The sequence below is a fragment of the Klebsiella grimontii genome (assembly GCF_900200035.1).
GTDB lineage: Bacteria > Pseudomonadota > Gammaproteobacteria > Enterobacterales > Enterobacteriaceae > Klebsiella > Klebsiella grimontii.
Genome location: NZ_FZTC01000049.1, coordinates 1 through 756, shown reverse-complemented (window position 1 = coordinate 756; position 756 = coordinate 1). Strand labels below are relative to the sequence as shown.

General features: G+C 48.0%; 1 protein-coding gene. It reads right to left on the bottom strand.

Going from position 1 to position 756, the window contains the following annotated elements; all coding sequences use genetic code 11:
* Nucleotides 1–207: 207 nt before the first annotated feature.
* The gene (locus KOSB73_RS28170) at nt 208–549 is read right to left on the bottom strand and encodes a hypothetical protein (protein WP_088168632.1); all 342 of its coding nucleotides are present in this window, start codon (nt 547–549) and stop codon (nt 208–210) included.
* Nucleotides 550–756: the final 207 nt, after the last annotated feature.

The window sequence follows — 756 nt, the reverse complement described above, 5'->3', positions numbered from 1 at the left end:
CAAGAAACCCGGTACGGTTCAGTTGAAGAGCCGACACCATCAACTGATCCCATTCCCTGCCTGCCATACTCTGTCAGCACTCTTCTGCCGCTGCCGGTAAAAACTGCTTTGCTTCGATACTCATAAACTTTCTCCATGATTCAGTCACACGTCAGGCCCATATGTAAAGTGGGGTCAGACGCTTGAGAACAAGCCGGTTATTCGCATTCAGAGAGAGGGGATCTCTGAGTATTTATCCATAGTTCGTTTTTTATCGATACGTATCTGTCGCCACGCCTGAAAGTCCGGGCGTGTTTCCGCCATCCTGACGACTTCAACAGAGAAAACCTTATATTTGCCCTGCTGCAGGGGTACGCCAAGCCAGCGGCGTATGGCGGCATCTGTCCACAAACGGGAGTTATTAAGTCTGTAGACGGTGATCCATTTTTCTGACCATGCATCAAATTTCTGGCATCGCAGCTGATACCGTCGCTCTTCTTCCCGTCTTTTCCTGTCGCTGTCTACAGCAAACTTTCGGTGACCAACAACAATCCCCTGAACTTTGCCCATGCCCGCTATCCACTGGAATGTCGTCATTTCCCACGGTATCAGGGGTCCGCTTGGAAAACGGAAAAAATCCCACGCTAAGGTGATTTATTGTTCATTGTATGGTGCTGCCTTACTTATCAGTACCCTATCGTTAAACTTTTTCTTTTCACAACAAAGATGAAATTTTGCCCGTATTGCCCCGACTCCGTTGTTCCTGTTATCTACCAA